This is a genomic window from Azospira sp. I13 (genome assembly GCF_003112695.1).
In the GTDB taxonomy this organism is placed as follows: domain Bacteria; phylum Pseudomonadota; class Gammaproteobacteria; order Burkholderiales; family Rhodocyclaceae; genus Azospira.
Window position 1 is genome coordinate 521,368 of the sequence record NZ_BFBP01000011.1, and the last position, 15,897, is coordinate 537,264.

The window sequence follows — 15,897 nt, forward strand, 5'->3', positions numbered from 1 at the left end:
CCGCCTTGTTCTCCAGCCCTACCCCACAGAGAAGCGCATCCAGCAAGCCTCAGCGGGCGACCAAGGCGACAATCAGGGCGACAACCAAGACGAGCGTAGAAAACAAAAAGGCCATCCTCACGGATGGCCTTTTTGCCAGGTGCCAGACAGTATGCGTACAGGACCAGGAAGCCTGGCGCCGGCCACGTTGTCGGCGCTGTCCGAGGCAACGTTCAGATGGCGGCTTCGTCGGTCTCGCCGGTACGGATGCGCACCACCTGCTCGACGGGCATGACGAAAATCTTGCCGTCGCCGATCTTGCCGGTATGGGCAGCCTTGACGATGGCGTCGATGGCCGGCTCCACGGTGTTGTCGGAAACGATCAGTTCCACCTTGATCTTGGGCAGGAAGTCCACGACGTATTCGGCGCCGCGGTACAGCTCGGTGTGGCCCTTCTGGCGGCCAAAGCCCTTGACCTCGGTGACGGTCAGGCCGGTCACGCCGATTTCGGACAGGGCTTCGCGCACTTCGTCCAGCTTGAAGGGCTTGATGATGGCTTCGATCTTTTTCATGGACTCTCCTTATTTAAATTCTGTGCCGCCGCCGGGCATTCCCAACCGAATGCCGGAACCGTGCGCCGGTTTCACCATTCGTCAGCATAACGGTTGGTGATCGGGTAACGCCAGTCCTTGCCGAAGCCCCGCTGGGTGACGCGGATGCCAACCGGGGACTGGCGACGTTTGTATTCGCTGATCTTGAGCAGCCGCACCACCCGCCGCACGTCGGCCTCGCTGTAGCCCAGGGCCAGGATCTCCCGGGGGGAAAGGTCCTGCTCCATATAGGCTTCCATGATGGCGTCCAGCACCTCGTAGGGCGGCAGGCTGTCCTGGTCCTTCTGGTCCGGCTTGAGCTCGGCGGAAGGGGGGCGGACGATGATGTTGTCGGGAATGATCTCCCGTTCCCGGTTGATCCAGCGGCACAGGCGGTAAACAAAGGTCTTGGCCAGATCCTTGATGACGGCGAAGCCGCCGGCCATGTCGCCGTAAAGAGTGCAGTAGCCCACGGCCATTTCGGACTTGTTGCCGGTGGTCAGCACTAGGCTGCCGCTTTTATTGGAAACGGCCATGAGGATGTTGCCGCGAATGCGGGCCTGGAGGTTTTCCTCCGTCGTATCCGCGGCGGTGCCGGCGAATTCCTGGGCCAGCATCTCGCCATAGACGCCCATGGCCGGGGCAATGGCAATTTCGTCGTAGCGCACGCCCAGGGTTTCGACGAGCTGGCGAGAATCGTCCAGGCTCATCTGGGCGGTGTAGGGCGATGGCATCATGATGGCCCGCACCTTGTCGGCCCCCAGAGCCTCGGCAGCCACCACCAGGGTCAGGGCTGAGTCGATGCCGCCGGAGAGGCCGATGACGGCGCCCTTGAAGCCGTTCTTGCCGATGTAGTCCCGCACTCCGAGTACCAGGGCGCGGTACACCTGTTCCTCAACGCACGGTTCGGGCAGCAGCAGGCCGGCGACCCGGCCACCAGGTTGCAGCTGTACCAGCTCCAGCGCCTCTTCAAAACGGGGCAGGCTGGCGCCGACGCTGCCGTCAGCCGACAGGGCCAGGGAGGCGCCGTCGAACACCAATTCGTCCTGGCCGCCCACCAGATTGGCGTAAATCAGGGGAATGCCGGTAGCGGCAATCCGGTCGCGCAACACGGCCAGGCGGTCGCGCTCCTTGTGCATGTGATAGGGGGAAGCATTGAGCACCAGCAGGGCCTGGGCGCCGGCGGCGGCAGCCTGCTCGGCGGCACCGGCTTCCCAGACGTCGGCGCAGATGTTGAGGCCCAGGGTCCAGCCCTTGACCTCGATGAGGCACGCCTCGCTGCCTGGATCGAAGTAGCGCTCTTCGTCGAACACCTCGTAATTGGGCAGACGGTGCTTGCGGTAGGTGGCCTGAATGCGCCCATCCTTCAGGAAGGAGGCGGCGTTGTAGCGGCGGCCGTCAGCCTCTAGGGGGTGGCCGACGATCAGGCCGATATCCGGCACCTCGGCTGCCAGAGCCTGCAGTTCGCGGGCGCAAGCCCGGTAGAAATCGGGGCGCAGCAACAGGTCTTCCGGCGGATAGCCGCAGAGGCCCAACTCCGGCGTCAGCAGCAGGTCGGCCCCCCGTTCCAGGGCGGTCCGGGCGGCAGCGGCAAGACGGGCGCGGTTGGCGGCCAGATCGCCGACCACGGCATTGCACTGGAGGACGGCGACCGTCAGGGAGGACTGGGGAAACACGGAGGACATGGGCGAAATGAGCGAAATGAACGAAATCGGCGCAGTAGCGCGGCGCAGCCGGAAATCGGCGGGAAAAACGGAAGTACAACAGCAGGAAACAACAACAGGAGCAGCAACAACAACAGCGACAGCGACAACCAAAAGACAAAGGGCGGGGGAACCAGCGTCCCCCCGGCCTCATGCCGTTCAGAAAGCGGGCTTGTCGCCGGAGGCCTCGTAACGGGCCACGCCTTCGGTGATTTCCTTCTTGGCGGCTTCCACGTCGCCCCAGCCCTTCACCTTCACCCACTTGTTGGGTTCCAGATCCTTGTAGTGCTCGAAGAAGTGTCCAATCATCTTCGGCAGCAGGTCGGGCAGGTCGGCCACTTCCTTGACGTTGTCGTAGAGGGAGGTCAGCTTGGAAACGGGCACGGCCAGGACCTTGGCGTCCATACCGGCTTCGTCTTCCATGTGCAGGATGCCGACGGGGCGGCAGCGCACGACCACGCCGGGGTGCAGCGGGTAGGGGGTGACCACCAGTACGTCCACGGGATCGCCATCGTCGGACAGGGTGTGGGGCACAAAGCCGTAGTTACAGGGGTAGTGCATGGGGGTGGACATGAAACGGTCCACCAGCACGGCGCCGGAATCCTTGTCCAGTTCGTACTTGATGCCGGGGGCGCGGGCCGGGATTTCGATGACCACGTTGAAATCGTTGGGGATGTCCTTACCAATGGACAGGGCTTCGATATTCATGAATCAGTCTCCTTATAAAAGTCCTTAATTATACGTCAGGGACCCGCCCACAGAGGGTTTCATGAGGATAGGCGGGGCGGTCGAGAAAGAAAGCAGTGCACTTCGATCGATGTTGACAGCCATTCTCATTATCTAGAGAATAAGAACCATTGCTATTTAACACCAATTCTCAGAAAGCAACCCGCCATGCTGGTTTCAGCCATGCCATATGCCAGTGATTCGGACAGTAACTGGCAAAGCCGGAGCTACTGGATCGGAGCCGCCGTGCTGCTGCACGGCGCCGCCCTGGCGTGGGTTTCCGGCACGGCACAGCCAACGCCTATCGAGCCGCCCCAGGTGCTGAGCGTCGCCCTTCTGGCGCCAGCACCCGAACCCGCGGCCAAGCCGCTGCCGCCCCCGCCGAAGCCCCAACCCGTGGTCAAGCAGCAAACCCCGGCGCCTCGCCCCACCAAGAGCGAGCCGGCCCCGGCCCCCACGCCCGCCTCCATCACCACGGCGGCACCGCCACCGCCCGCCCCGGCGGCCGCAGCACCGGCCTCCGCCGCGCCGGCACCGGTGGTGGAAGCCCGTTTTGATGCCGATTACCTGCAGAACCCCCGCCCCATCTACCCGCCGGCCGCCCGCCGCATGGGCGAACAGGGCAAGGTGTGGCTACGGGCCCACGTATTGCCCAACGGCAATACGGACAACGTGGAACTCAAGCAGACCTCAGGCAGCCCGCGCCTCGATAGCGCTGCGCTGGAAGCCGTGAAGCGCTGGCGCTTCGTGCCGGCCCGCCAGGGTGGCGAGGCGGTCTCCTCCTGGGTTGTCATTCCCATTTCATTCAGTTTGGAAAGCTAAACCCCATGCAAGCCAATTTCGATTTCGCCACTTTCTGGGCCCAGGGGGACTTCGTTTCCCACGCCATCGCCATCCTGCTGCTGGGCCTGTCCGTGGCCAGCTGGGCGGTGATACTCGGCAAGGGCTGGAAAATCTGGAACCTGCGCCGCACGGCGCCGGTGGCCATGGATAGCTTCTGGCACGCCGCCAACCTGCAGGAAGGCCTGGAGCGCCTGGAACCGGCCGCACCCTTTGCCGAACTGGCCCGCCGCGGCAGCCAGGCCGTCAGCCACTTCCAGAGCCATGCCGGTAGCGCGCCCCACCTGGATTCCCACCTTTCCGCCAGCGAACTGGTGACCCGTGCCCTGCGCCAGGGCATCGCCCGCACCTCCAGCCACCTGGAAGGCGGCCAGACCCTGCTCGCTTCCATCGGCTCCACCGCTCCCTTCATCGGCCTCTTCGGCACCGTCTGGGGCATCTACCACGCCCTGGCCACCATCGGCATGACCGGCCAATCCAGCCTCGACAAGGTGGCTGGCCCCGTCGGCGAAGCCCTGATCATGACCGCTGCCGGCCTCTTCGTCGCCATTCCCGCCGTGCTGGCCTACAACACCTTCAACCGCAGCCTGCGCGTCATCGGCGGCGATCTGGATGCCTTTGCCCACGACCTCCACACCTTCCTGACCACCGGCCACCCTATGGCCGAATCCCCCGTCGTCCCCCAAGGTCGCAGCACTGCAGCGACCCGCAAGCTGGCAGAGGTGGCGTAAATGGCATTCGGCGGCTTCGAATCGGGCCCCTCCCAGCCCATGGCCGACATCAACACCACGCCCTTGGTGGATGTGATGCTGGTCCTGCTGATTATCTTCATCGTCTGCGCCCCCCTGATGACCCAGGCCGTCAAGGTGGATTTGCCCCAGGCCAGCGCCGCCCCGGCAGACCCCAAGCCCGATACAGTGAACCTGGCCCTGGATGCAGCCGGCAAGCTGTACTGGAACCAGAGCGAAATCCAGCAGGAGGAACTGGTCCGCCGTCTGGCCGCCAGCGCCGCCCAGCAGCCCCAGCCGGAAGTGCACCTTTCCGCCGACAAGGAAACCCGCTACCAGCGCGTCGCCGAGCTGATGGCGGCGGCCAAGGAAGCCGGCATCGTCAAACTCGGTTTTGTCACCCTCCCAGGAGCGCGTCCATGAACCACGGCAACGAGATCAAACCCACCCTGGCAGTGGTCACGGTGGACTCCCCTCCGCCGGGACAGGCCCCGGTGCTGGCCAGCCGTCAGCTCTTCCGCGGCAACAACACGGTGTGCATCGAGCACGCCGGCCAGTGCTACCTGCTGCGCCTGACCCGCGAGAACAAGCTGATCCTCACCAAGTAACCCCAAAGTAACCCCAAAGGAATCCGTCACTCTCGACGCATCACCCTCTTGCGGCCAGCCAACCCTCGGGCCAGCCAGCTCCCTTTTTTCCGCAGGAACGAGCGTCCTTTTCTTTCACCCAGCCAGCCCCACCGGCGCCCTGCGGCCCGGCCAGCCAGCGATTGTTTTCGGAGTATTTCCATGGCCATGGACATCCCTGAAATGCCAATGGACCTGCAGCTGGCTGCCGTCATCCACCTTCTTTCCTCCTCGGCGCTGCGCGGCGCCACCCCGGCCAAGACCGACGCCCTGCGCAGCCATCTGCGCGGCATCGCGGCCGCCGACGGCCTCAACCCCCACTTGCGGGAGGTCCTCCTGGAGGCCCTCGACAGCTGGGAAGCCGTCGACTGCCATCCGGCCTCCATCGCCGTCAGCCACCCGCCCCTGGCCACCGCCGGCCTTGCCCTGCACTAAAGCCCCGCGCCCCACCTGGAGAAAGAACCTATGTCCCGCCACACCGGCCCCCGCCTCAAGATCATGCGTGCCCTGGGCACCGACCTGCCCGGCCTCTCCCGCAAATCCATGGGTGAGCGCAACCAGCCCCCCGGCCAGCACGGCGCCCGCAAGGCCGCCGGCCGCAAATCCGAATTCGGCCTGCAGCTCATGGAAAAGCAGAAGCTGCGCTTCAACTACGGCGTTTCCGAAACCCAGCTGCGGCGCATCGTCGTCGATGCCCGCCGCAAGCAGGGTGCCACCGGCAGCAAGATTGTCGAATTCCTCGAACGTCGCCTGGACAACCTGGTCTTCCGCGCCGGCCTCGCCCCCACCATTCCTGCCGCCCGGCAACTGGTGAGCCACGGCCATATCGCCCTCAACGGCCGCCGCGCCACCATTCCCTCCATGCGCCTCAAGGCCGGCGACGCCTTCGGCCCGACGGAAAAGAGCCGCAACCTGCTGGCCATCCGCGCCGCCCTGGCCGAGCCGGCCCTGGAGCGGCCGGAGTGGATCGCCTTCGACGAGGCCCACACGACCGCCCGGCTGACCCACCTGCCGGACGGCGAATCCGCCCCCTTCCCCCTGGATCTGCAGCGGGTCGTGGAGTACTACGCCACCCGACTGTAGCCGTTCCGGCCCGGCGTCACCGGCGCCGGGCCAGCCTTCACCATGCACCCACACCAGATTCTCGAATCCCTCCTCTCCCGCCGTTTCGCCGTCGAATACCAGCCCCTGGTTTGCCCGACCAGTGGCGACACCCTGGGCTGGGAAGCCCTGGCTCGCTTCACCGCCGCCGACGGCAGCGCCCTGGTACCGGACCAGGTCTTCCAGGCCCTGCACCACAATCCCCTGCTGCTGTACCACGCCGAGCTGGAGACCAAGCGCCTGCAACTGGCCCTGGCCCCGCCGGATGGACTGCTGTTCGTCAATCTTGACCCGGACAGTTTCGCCGCCGGCTACGCCCCCACCGGCCACAATGCCTTCACCGAGCTATTCCGGCCCTACGAAAAGCGCCTGGTGGTGGAAGTGATCGAGAACTTGGACATGGGCGACGTGGCCCTCTCCCACCGCCTGGTGGAAGAACTGAAGGCCGCCGGCATCCGCCTGGCCATGGACGATCTGGCCGCCTCCCGCGGCCTCATCTCTTTCGCCGCCCTCAACGATTCGGCCTACCTCAAGTTCGACCGCTCCTGGCTGGCCGACTCGCCAGAACGGGAACGGCGTACCGCCATCCTCGCCTGGACCCTGCCGGCCGCCCGCAGCCTCGGCGTGCGCACCGTGCTCGAGGGCGTGGAAACACCCAATGACCTGAAGCTGGCCCGGCGCCTGGGCTTCGACCTGGTCCAGGGCTTTCTCTTCCGCGAACGCTTCTGCCGTGCCGCCCCCTGAAATCCCCTGACGAGAATAACGCCATGGCCTTCCACGCCCCGCTCCTGGAGCGCATTCCCCAGGACATCGCTGCCGTCAGCGACTACCTGCCCTACGCCCGCCACCGTCTGGACGACAATGCCTGGGCCTATCTGCACAGTGGCAGCGCCGACGAACTGACTTTTCGCCGGAACCGGGAGGATTTCGACCAGTTGCGCCTCAATGCCCGGGTCCTGGGCCAGGTGGCGGGGGGCCATACCCGGCTGCAGCTGTTCGGCCATACCTGGGAACACCCGGTCTTTCTGGCCCCGGTAGCCCATCAGGGGCTCTTTCACCCCGAAGGTGAGCTGGCCACCATACTGGGGGCCGGCGCCCTGCAGGCGGGCATGACGGTCTCCACCCTGGCCAGCCGTTCCCTGGAGGACATTGCAGCCCAGGCCGAAATCCCCCTCTGGTTTCAGCTTTATATTCAGCCGGACCGGGGCTTCACCCGGCAGTTGGTGCAGCGGGCCGAGGCGGCCGGCTACCAGGCCCTGGTGGTAACGGTGGATGCGCCCATCTTCGGCCTGCGCAACCGGGAACAACGGGCCGGCTTTCACCTGCCGACCGGCGTCGAACCGGTCAATCTACGGGGCATGGTGCCCCCGCCTCCGCCGCCCCTGGCGCCGGGCCAGAGTGTGGTCTTCGACGGCATAATGGCCAGTGCCCCGACCTGGGACGACATCGTCTGGCTGAAATCGCTGACCCGTCTGCCTCTCATCCTCAAGGGCATCACCCATCCGGCCGATGCCCGGCAGGCTGCCGAACTGGGGGCCGACGGCCTGATCGTTTCGAACCACGGCGGGCGCAGCCTGGATACCCTGCCCTCCAGCATTGCGGCCCTGCCCGGCATCGTCCATGCCCTGGAAGGGAGGCTGCCGGTGCTGCTGGATAGCGGCATCCGCCGCGGCAGCGACATTTTCAAGGCCCTCGCCCTGGGTGCCAGCGCCGTGCTGGTGGGCCGCCCCTGGGTCTATGCCCTGGCCGCTGCCGGCCCCCTGGGCGTGGCTCACTGCCTGAAGCTGTTGCGGGAGGAGCTGGAGGTCACCATGGCCCTATGCGGCTGCCGGGACCTGGCAAGCATCAGCCCTGACCTGTTGTTTCAGAGCAACTTCCCACGCTGAGCACAACACTCGCAGACCATCGTTAGCGCATTGAATTTCAATAAAAATCAGCTTTAACTTACGTAAAAGCCCTTGATTCAATGCCCGTTTCTTTACAAATTCCATCTTGCCACTTACAAATGAAAACAATTATCATTAGTTTTGTTACGGGATTTTCCCCATAATTTTGCCAGCCACCTGCTAGACGCTCCGGCGTCGTCGGTCAGGAAGCCAGCCCCATGACTTCCCCCATCCCCACGGAGATTGACCGATGGCCTATATCCAGAGCCACAAGCACCCCCTCACGCAACAACCCCGCCTGAAGCGCAGCGCCGCCATCACCGCCCTGGCTCTCGCCGTTCCCGGCGCCGCCATGGCCCAGGAACAGACCCTGCCGACGGTCAGCGTGACCGCTGCCGGCGAAGCCAATTTCAAGGCCGATGCCGCCGCTTCCAGCAAGTTCACCGCGCCCCTGGTGGATGTTTCCAAGTCGGTCGCCGTGATCACCAAGGAAGTGCTGCAACAGACCAACGCCACCACCCTCCAGGAAGCCCTGCGCACCACCCCGGGCATCACCTTCGGCATGGGCGAAGGCGGCAATCCCTCCGGCGACATCCCCATCATTCGCGGTTTCAACTCCCAGGCCAACATGTTCATCGACGGCCTGCGGGACCCCGGTTCCCAGTCCCGCGACATGTTCGCGGTCGAGCAGATCGACGTGGTCAAGGGCCCGGACTCAGCCTATAGCGGCGGCGGCGCCGTGGGCGGCAGCATCAACATGACCACCAAGAACGCCCGCCTGGGCAACTTCGGCGACGTCAGCCTGGGGGTCGGCACCGCCGACTACAAGCGGGCCACCGCCGACCTCAACCGCCAGCTGGGCGACCACGTGGCCGCCCGCATCTCCCTGCTCAAGGAAGACAGCGATGTGGCCGGCCGCAATGCGGTGTGGAACAAGAAGGAAGGCGTTTCCGCCTCCCTCGCCGTTGGCCTGGGCACCCCCACCCGCGCCAGCCTGGGCATCTACCACTACGAAACCGAAGGCATGCCGGACTACGGCATTCCCTACAACAACCCCATCGCCAAGTACAACACGGTGGCCCAGGGCAGCGGCGGCTCCACCGCCACCACCCCGCCCACCGTGGCCCCCACCCTCAACGCCACGGCCCGGGCCCGCAACGGCGACGGCGGCCCCCTCAACGTGAACCGCGACAATTTCTATGGCCTCAACGCCCGGGATTTCCGCAACACGGAAGTGGATAGCCAGACCCTGAAGATCGAGCACGACCTGAACGACAAGTTCACCCTGCGCAACACCACCCGCTTCACCCAGACCCTGAACGACTACGTGGTGACCAACCCGGGGGATTCCAACGCCTCCATCGTCACCGGCACCACCCTGCCGCGCAGCTCCAAGAACCGCTACTCCACCAGCGACGGCATCGTGAACGCCACCGAAATCGTCGGCGAAATCATGACCGGCGAGATCAAGCACAACATCGCCGTGGGCCTCGAATTCGCCCACAACGAGGTGGATAGCCGGGGTTACGTGGTCACCGGCACCTCCAACGCCAACATCCGCAACCCCAACCCAAGCGATGCCTGGACCGGCACCGTGGCCCGCAACCCCCAGGGTTCCGTCACTCGCACCACCTCCCGCGGCATCTACGTCTTCGATACGGTGACCCTGAACAAGCAGTGGCTGCTCAACCTGGGCCTGCGTGACGACCAGTTCCGTACCGGCGTGGATGGCTACAGCACCAACGGCGCCGCCCCCACCACCGCCACCCTGCGCAGCGACAAGAGCTTCATGAGCTACCAGGCCGGCGTGGTCTTCAAGCCCCGCGACAACGGCAGCATCTACGCCAACTACGCCACCGCCGCCAACCCCTCTGGCATCACCGCCAGCGACGGTTCCGACAACCTCTCCCTGACCAACAAGGACCTGGAGCCGGAAGAAGTGCGCAGCATCGAGTTCGGCACCAAATGGAACCTGTTCAACAACAAGCTGGGGGTCAATGCCGCCCTCTTCAACATCGAGAAGACCAACGCCAAGATCAGCCTCGACGCCAACACCATGGCCACCGTTGGCAAGCAGCGCATCAACGGTATCGAACTGGGCTTTGCCGGCGCCCTGACCGACAAGTGGCAGGTCTTTGGCGGCTACACCTACATGGATTCCAGCCTGCTGGAAACCGGGCCCTCCTACTGGAGCAAGAGCGGCACTAATTGGCGCTACAACGCCAATGCGGAGAACAAGGGGAACCAGTTCCCCAACACGCCTGAACACGCCCTCAGCCTGTGGACCAGCTACCGCGTGCTGCCCCAGCTGACCGTGGGTGGCGGTGCCTACTACGTCTCGAAGATTTACGGCGATGCCGCCAACACCAAGTGGGTGCCCTCCTACTGGCGTGCCGACGCCATGGCCACCTACCAGGTGGACAAGGCCCTGTCCCTGCGCCTCAACGTGCAGAACCTGTTCGACGAGACCTACTACGACAAGGCCTACTCCACCCACATGGTAGGCGTGGCACCGGGTCGCCAGGCCACGCTGACCGCCACCTACAAGTTCTAAGCGCTGCACCCCGCCCGGCGGCGTTCTCGCCACCGGGCGGTTTCCATTTCCGGGCCTAGCCCATCGCCAAGGAGCCCCGCACCATGATGCTGCACATCCCCGAACTGCTGACCCGGGACCAGGTGGCCGAATGCCGTCACATCCTGGCCAACGCCACTTGGCAGGACGGTCTCACCACCGCCGGCATTCAGGCGGCCCAACGCAAGCAGAACCTGCAACTGCCGGAAGGCACCCCGGAAATCGCCCGTCTGCGGGAAATCGTCACCGGCGCCCTCCTGAACAACCCCCTCTTCTTCTCCGCCGCCCTGCCCCAGCGCATCCTGCCGCCCTTCTTCAACCACTACGAAGGCGGCGGCTTCTACGGCAACCACGTGGACAACGCCATCCGCTACCCCCACGGCAGCCAGCAGGGTATCCGCACCGACGTCTCCACCACCATCTTCTTCACCGACCCGGACGAATACGAGGGCGGCGACCTGTTCGTGGACGACACCTACGGCAGCCACCAGGCCAAGCTGCCGGCTGGCGACGCCATCGTCTATCCCTCCACCAGCCTGCACCGGGTCGAGCCCGTGACCAAGGGCGCCCGCATCTGCTCCTTCCTGTGGACCCAGAGCATGATCCGGGACGACTGGAAGCGCACCATGATGTTCGAGCTGGACTGCACCATCCAGAAGCTCCGCCAGCAGGTGGGCGACAGCGAGGAGGTGGTCTCCCTCACCGCCCACTATCACAACCTGCTGCGCCAATGGGCGGAGATGTAAGCGCCCCATGACGCCCCGCACGACCCGCACAACCCCTGTCGCCAGCCCGCCGCCGGCCCGCCGGCCCGGCTGGCTGAAAACCCTGCACCAATGGCACTGGATCAGCTCCGCCGTCTGCCTCATGGGCATGTTGCTCTTCGCCATCACCGGCATCACCCTCAACCACGCAGCAGACATTGGCAGCAAGCCCGAGGTCAGCCGTCGCCAGGCCGTCGTACCCGACACCCTGCGCCCGGCCCTGGCCGCCAGCGCCGACGAGCCCCGGCTGGCGCCCCTGCCCCATTCCCTGACGGACTGGATTGCCGCCACCCTGGCCATCGAAGCCGCCGAAAAGGACGCCGAATGGTCGCCGGAAGAGGTGTACCTGGCCCTGCCCCGGCCCGGCGGCGACGCCTGGCTGCGCATCGACCGGGAAAGCGGCGAGGCCGAAGTGGAAATCACCGACCGGGGCTGGATCTCCTACCTCAACGACCTGCACAAGGGCCGCCACACCGGGGGGGCCTGGCGCTGGTTCATCGACATTTTCTCCGTCGCCTGCCTGATCTTTTCCGCCACCGGCCTGCTCATCCTGCAACACCACGCCGGCAACCGGCCCGGCACCTGGCCCCTGGTGGGCCTCGGCGCCCTGGTGCCCCTGCTGCTGGCCCTGCTGCTGATCCACTGACCCTCCCCCAACCCTTCACGAAAGCCTCCGACCATGACGTTCGCCAAGAAACGCCTGCTTTCCCTGCTCCTCGGCTGCGGCCTCGCCCTGCCGACCCTGGCCGCCGACCTGGCGGTGGAAGTGGAAATTCCCCGCCTCAACGTGGCCGAATACCACCGCCCCTATGTGGCCGTGTGGGTGGAGCGGGCCGACAACTCCGTGGCCGCCCATCTGGCCGTGCTCTACGACGCCAAGATGAAAAACGGCGAAGGCACCAAGTGGCTGAAGGACCTGCGCCAGTGGTGGCGCCGTGGTGGCCGCGACCTGGCCATGCCGCTGGACGGCATCACCGGCGCCACCCCCACCGTGGGCAAGCAGAAGCTGCGCTTCGCCCAGGGCAAGGCGCCCTTGGGCGACCTGCCCCCCGGCGACTACAAGCTGGGCATCGAAGCCGCCCGGGAAGTGGGGGGCCGTGAGCTGCTCTACATCCCCTTCCAGTGGCCGCCCAAGCAGGCCCAGCAAGCCACCGCCCAGGGCCAGAGCGAACTGGGCCACATCACCCTGGACCTCAAGCCCTGAGCCCGAGGCAGGGTGGATCACTCCGCCCCCCTCGGTGATCTCTGTGCCCTCTGTGGCTAGCTTTTAAAACTCCCCCATCCCCACCGCAAAGGATTCCCCATGAAACTGCTGCGCCCCCTGACCATCGCCGCCCTCCTGGCTGCCGCCCTCGTCCCTGCCGCCCAGGCCCACAACGCCTGGCTGCTGCCCTCTTCCACCGTGCTCTCCAAGGCCCAGTGGATCACCGTGGATGCGGCCGTGGCCAACGACCTCTTCTTCTTCAACCACAACGCCCTCAACCTGGACAACCTGACCGTCACCGCCCCCGACGGCAGCAAGCTGGCGCCGGAAAACCTGGCCAAGGGCAAGCTGCGCAGTGTCTTCGACCTCAACCTGACCCAGGCCGGTACCTACCGCGTCGCCGTGGTCAACGCCGGCATCATGGCCAGCTACAAGCTGAAGGGCGAGCCCAAGCGCTGGCGCGGCACGGCGGAAGCCTTCGCCAAGGAAATCCCGGCCGAGGCGGAAGAGTTGAACGTCAATGAAATGGCCGGCCGCAACGAGACCTTCGTCACCGTCGGCAAGCCCTCCGCCCTGGCTCCCATCGGCAAGGGCCTGGAACTGGTGCCGGTGACCCACCCCAACGACCTGGTGAACGGCGAAGCTGCCACCTTCCAGATGCTGCTGGACGGCAAGCCCGCCTCCGGCCTGGAAGTCACCATCACCAAGGGCGCCACCCGCTACCGCAACCAGCTGGGCGAAATGAAGCTGAAGGCCGGCGCCGACGGCAAATTCAGCGTCACCTTCCCCGAAGCCGGCATGTATTGGCTGGAAGCAGAACTGAAGGACAACAAGACCAGCATCAAGGCCGCCAAGGAACGCCGCGTCACCTACGCGGCCACCCTGGAAGTGCTGCCTCAGTAAGGGCGTACAAAGGCATTCAGCCACAGAGGGCACAGCGATCACCGAGCTTGCTGTGCCCCGGATGCTCCGGGCCTGCCGTTGAGGGCGGCCCGGGGTAAGCAGCCCCCCTGCATCCCCGTTCCCGCAAGCCACTCTCCTCCCCGATTCCGCTCCCTTTCATGCCCGACACCCTGCGACTTCTGACTGCCTGGGGCGCCACCCTGGCTTACGGCGGCCTGTGCGCCGCCGTCTATCTGCGCCACCGGCGGCGCCGGCATATTGCCATCGCCCCCCTGGCGTCGCAGGACGGGGCTGCCCGCAAGCCGCTTCTGGTGGCCTACGCCAGCCAGGGCGGCCAGGCGGAAGCCCTGGCTGGCCAGACGGCCCGGGCCCTGGGAGCCGTCGGGCTGCCGGTGCGCCTGCTGGCCCTCAACCTGCTGCGCCCCGAAGACCTGGCGGCGGCGGAGCAGGCCCTCTTCATCGTCAGCACCTGCGGCGAGGGGGATGCGCCGGACAACGGCGCCCTCTTCGAGCGCCGCCTCATGGCCGAAGCGGCCCCGCCCGATTTCCCCCATCTCCACGTCGCCCTGCTCAGCCTGGGGACAGCAGCTACACCCACTACTGTGGCTTCGGCCGGCGCCTCGCCGCCTGGCTCACGGCCCGGGGCGCGCCCTGGTTGTTTGCCCCCCTCGAGGTGGACAACGGCGACCCCGAAGCCCTGGGCGACTGGCAGCACCGCGTCGCCCACCTAGCAGGCAGCGGCGAGGAACCTGACTGGCGCGGCCCCGCCTTTGCTCCCTGGACCCTGGTGCACCGCCAGCACCTCAACCCGGGCAGCACCGGCCAGCCGGTGTACCACCTGGCCCTGACCCTGCCCCACGCGCCCCTGCCCACCTGGCAGGCGGGGGATCTGGTGCAGGTGCAGGCGCCGGTCATGGACGGCGGCGACAGCAATGGCAGCGACGGCGGCGACAGCACCGCCCTCGCCCCGCCCCGGGACTATTCCATCGCCTCCCTGCCGGAAGACGGCCAGCTGCACCTGCTGGTACGCCAGCAGCGCCACCCGGACGGGCGCCCCGGCCTGGCCTCCGGCTGGCTCACCGAAGGCCTGCCCGTGGGGGGCCAAGTGGCCCTGCGGCTCAAGTCCCACGCCAATTTCCACCTGGGGGACAACGCCGCACGGCCCCTCATCCTCATCGGCAACGGCACCGGCCTGGCCGGCCTCAAGGCCCTGCTGCAGGCCCGGGAAGCCCGGGGTCAGGGGCGCAACTGGTTGATCTACGGCGAGCGCCAGGCCGCCACCGACCTGCCCTACCCGGAAACCCTGGGCCACTGGATCAGGAGCGGCCACCTCAGCCGCGTGGACCTGGCCTTCTCCCGGGACCAGGCCGAGAAGGTCTACGTGCAGCACAAGCTGGCCCAGGCGGCGGACGAACTGCGCACCTGGGTGGCCGACGGCGCCGCCCTCTACGTCAGCGGCAGCGCCGCCACCATGGGTAAAGCGGTGGACGACACCCTGGCCGCCATCCTGGGGCGCGACGCCCTGGACGATCTGCTGGCCGCCGGGCGCTACCGGCGCGACGTGTATTGAGGCGCGCCACCCCGCCCTCGCCTTGAAGCGCGGGGGAACAGCGCCAGCCGGCGGATCGCGGGCTACAGGCACAAAAAAAGGCCGGGTTTCCCCGGCCTTTTTCCTGGCATCGCCGCAATGGGCGGCGGCCATCAGTTCATGGACCCGTCAGCCCCGGCCCACGCTCCACTTGCCGGCACCGCCCAGGGCCGAGGCCAGGGCCACCAGCAGCAGGAAGAGGCCATGCAGGTTGCCGAAGAAGGGGGCGCCGTGGAGCCAGCCATGGACCAGGGGCCAGCCGATGATGAGGGTCAGGCCCAGGCTGGCCACCGGCATCCACAGCCCCAGCAGCATGAAGACACCGCACAGCATTTCCGCCAGATGCAGGCCCCAGTGGGCCAGTTGCTGGAAGCTGCCGGGAATGCGGGCGCCCAGCAGGGGCTCCAACCCCGCCAGCAGGGCCATGCCCCCCACCGCCAGGCGCAGCAGGAAAAGGGACCAGTCGATGCGTGTCTTGGAGGCGGCCATGGTGTCTCGCGGGGGAAGGAAAAGTTCGGGCCGCAGTATCTCCGGCGGCCATGACGCGGTCAAGTTGCCGACAGGCCGCCCTGGCCCAGGAAACGCCCCAAAACCGGGCCAAACCCCAGGCGGGGCGCGGACATGCCCTGTCATGCCCGCCCCTGGCCGATCTCCGGGCTGTCATGAGGAAGAGTGGCGTCCCTATTG

General features: G+C 66.3%; 19 protein-coding genes. 15 read left to right on the top strand and 4 right to left on the bottom strand.

Annotation, left to right across the window (positions count from 1 at the left end):
• Positions 1 to 212: 212 nt before the first annotated feature.
• The 3 genes from AZSI13_RS12345 to ppa all read right to left on the bottom strand — a co-directional run bounded on the left by AZSI13_RS12345 (position 213) and on the right by ppa (position 2,980).
• Positions 213 to 551 (bottom strand): P-II family nitrogen regulator, encoded by a 339-nt coding sequence (locus AZSI13_RS12345; RefSeq protein ID WP_109041441.1) that lies wholly within the window; start codon positions 549 to 551, stop codon positions 213 to 215.
• 71 nt (positions 552 to 622) lie between these two features.
• Complete coding sequence (locus AZSI13_RS12350) at positions 623 to 2,254, bottom strand: NAD+ synthase (RefSeq protein WP_109041442.1); 1,632 nt, start codon at positions 2,252 to 2,254, stop codon at positions 623 to 625.
• A 177-nt stretch (positions 2,255 to 2,431) separates the two neighbouring features.
• Positions 2,432 to 2,980: an inorganic diphosphatase gene (ppa, locus tag AZSI13_RS12355; RefSeq protein ID WP_109041443.1), complete on the bottom strand. Its 549-nt coding sequence runs from the start codon at positions 2,978 to 2,980 to the stop codon at positions 2,432 to 2,434.
• A 201-nt stretch (positions 2,981 to 3,181) separates the two neighbouring features.
• On the opposite strand from ppa, the gene AZSI13_RS12360 reads away from it, so the two are divergent.
• The 15 genes from AZSI13_RS12360 (at position 3,182) to AZSI13_RS18050 (ending at position 15,192) form a co-directional block, all read left to right on the top strand.
• A complete protein-coding gene (locus AZSI13_RS12360) occupies positions 3,182 to 3,820 on the top strand; it encodes an energy transducer TonB (protein WP_109041512.1) in 639 nt (212 codons plus the stop codon).
• A gap of 5 nt (positions 3,821 to 3,825) precedes the next feature.
• On the top strand, positions 3,826 to 4,569 hold the full coding sequence (locus AZSI13_RS12365; RefSeq protein ID WP_109041444.1) for a MotA/TolQ/ExbB proton channel family protein: 744 nt from the start codon (positions 3,826 to 3,828) through the stop codon (positions 4,567 to 4,569).
• Positions 4,570 to 4,989 (top strand): biopolymer transporter ExbD, encoded by a 420-nt coding sequence (locus AZSI13_RS12370; protein ID WP_109041445.1) that lies wholly within the window; start codon positions 4,570 to 4,572, stop codon positions 4,987 to 4,989.
• On the top strand, positions 4,986 to 5,174 hold the full coding sequence (hemP, locus tag AZSI13_RS12375) for a hemin uptake protein HemP (protein ID WP_109041446.1): 189 nt from the start codon (positions 4,986 to 4,988) through the stop codon (positions 5,172 to 5,174). Before AZSI13_RS12370 ends, hemP begins: the two co-directional genes overlap by 4 nt.
• A gap of 180 nt (positions 5,175 to 5,354) precedes the next feature.
• Entirely contained in the window at positions 5,355 to 5,627 is a 273-nt protein-coding gene (locus AZSI13_RS12380; RefSeq protein ID WP_109041447.1) for a hypothetical protein, read from the top strand.
• A gap of 30 nt (positions 5,628 to 5,657) precedes the next feature.
• Positions 5,658 to 6,275: a 30S ribosomal protein S4 gene (gene rpsD / locus AZSI13_RS12385; protein ID WP_109041448.1), complete on the top strand. Its 618-nt coding sequence runs from the start codon at positions 5,658 to 5,660 to the stop codon at positions 6,273 to 6,275.
• A gap of 42 nt (positions 6,276 to 6,317) precedes the next feature.
• Positions 6,318 to 7,037 (top strand): EAL domain-containing protein, encoded by a 720-nt coding sequence (locus tag AZSI13_RS12390; protein WP_109041449.1) that lies wholly within the window; start codon positions 6,318 to 6,320, stop codon positions 7,035 to 7,037.
• Between the two features lie 23 nt (positions 7,038 to 7,060).
• Positions 7,061 to 8,179, top strand: coding sequence for an alpha-hydroxy acid oxidase (locus tag AZSI13_RS12395; protein ID WP_109041450.1), 1,119 nt, complete (start codon positions 7,061 to 7,063; stop codon positions 8,177 to 8,179).
• Positions 8,180 to 8,429: 250 nt separating this feature from the next.
• Positions 8,430 to 10,733: a TonB-dependent siderophore receptor gene (locus AZSI13_RS12400; protein ID WP_109041451.1), complete on the top strand. Its 2,304-nt coding sequence runs from the start codon at positions 8,430 to 8,432 to the stop codon at positions 10,731 to 10,733.
• An 83-nt stretch (positions 10,734 to 10,816) separates the two neighbouring features.
• Positions 10,817 to 11,497 carry a Fe2+-dependent dioxygenase gene (locus tag AZSI13_RS12405; protein WP_109041452.1) on the top strand — a complete coding sequence of 227 codons (681 nt, stop codon included), beginning with the start codon at positions 10,817 to 10,819 and terminating at the stop codon, positions 11,495 to 11,497.
• Positions 11,498 to 11,504: 7 nt separating this feature from the next.
• The gene (locus AZSI13_RS12410) at positions 11,505 to 12,161 is read left to right on the top strand and encodes a PepSY-associated TM helix domain-containing protein (RefSeq protein WP_109041453.1); all 657 of its coding nucleotides are present in this window, start codon (positions 11,505 to 11,507) and stop codon (positions 12,159 to 12,161) included.
• A gap of 33 nt (positions 12,162 to 12,194) precedes the next feature.
• Positions 12,195 to 12,719 carry a DUF2271 domain-containing protein gene (locus AZSI13_RS12415; RefSeq protein ID WP_109041454.1) on the top strand — a complete coding sequence of 175 codons (525 nt, stop codon included), beginning with the start codon at positions 12,195 to 12,197 and terminating at the stop codon, positions 12,717 to 12,719.
• 99 nt (positions 12,720 to 12,818) lie between these two features.
• Positions 12,819 to 13,622 (top strand): DUF4198 domain-containing protein, encoded by an 804-nt coding sequence (locus AZSI13_RS12420; RefSeq protein ID WP_109041455.1) that lies wholly within the window; start codon positions 12,819 to 12,821, stop codon positions 13,620 to 13,622.
• Between the two features lie 158 nt (positions 13,623 to 13,780).
• Entirely contained in the window at positions 13,781 to 14,353 is a 573-nt protein-coding gene (locus AZSI13_RS18045) for a flavodoxin domain-containing protein (protein ID WP_235609756.1), read from the top strand.
• Positions 14,278 to 15,192: a hypothetical protein gene (locus AZSI13_RS18050; RefSeq protein WP_235609757.1), complete on the top strand. Its 915-nt coding sequence runs from the start codon at positions 14,278 to 14,280 to the stop codon at positions 15,190 to 15,192. Before AZSI13_RS18045 ends, AZSI13_RS18050 begins: the two co-directional genes overlap by 76 nt.
• 147 nt (positions 15,193 to 15,339) lie before the next feature.
• On the opposite strand, the gene AZSI13_RS12430 is transcribed toward AZSI13_RS18050, so the two are convergent.
• On the bottom strand, positions 15,340 to 15,699 hold the full coding sequence (locus AZSI13_RS12430; protein ID WP_109041456.1) for a hypothetical protein: 360 nt from the start codon (positions 15,697 to 15,699) through the stop codon (positions 15,340 to 15,342).
• Positions 15,700 to 15,897: the final 198 nt, after the last annotated feature.